Annotated in this window: 1 protein-coding gene; it reads left to right on the top strand. The window is 62.7% G+C overall.

Annotated features, from left to right (window positions below):
• Window positions 1-518 (top strand): 2-oxo acid dehydrogenase subunit E2 (locus AC07FD_RS39405; RefSeq protein ID WP_478354196.1); only part of this gene is annotated, 518 nt, incomplete at both ends.

The following is a 518-nucleotide window of genomic DNA, read 5'->3' as shown; positions in this document are numbered from 1 at the left end:
ATCCCGCATTTCTACCTGACGCTCGACTGCGAACTCGATGCGCTCTTGGCGCTGCGCACGCAGATCAATGCGGCAGCGCCAGTCAAGAAGACTGAAAAGGGTGACGTGCCGGCCTACAAGCTGTCGGTCAACGACATGGTGATCAAGGCAATGGCGCTGGCGCTGAAGGCGGTGCCGGATGCCAATGCGTCGTGGACCGAAAGCGCCATGGTCAAGCACAAGCATGCCGATGTCGGCGTTGCGGTGTCGATCCCGGGCGGCCTGATCACGCCGATCATCCGCAAGGCGGACGAAAAGACGCTGTCCACCATCTCCAACGAGATGAAGGACCTGGCCAGCCGGGCGCGCAGCCGCAAGCTGAAGCCGGAAGAGTATCAGGGCGGCACCACGGCTGTATCGAACCTCGGCATGTTCGGCATCAAGGACTTTGCCGCCGTCATCAACCCGCCGCATGCGACGATCCTGGCGGTCGGCGCCGGCGAGGAGCGGGCGGTGGTCAAGAACGGCGAGATCAAGAT

It is taken from the genome of Mesorhizobium waitakense (assembly GCF_056431085.1).
Note: the sequence above shows the minus strand (reverse complement) of the source record. Positions and strands in the feature narration are given on the sequence as shown.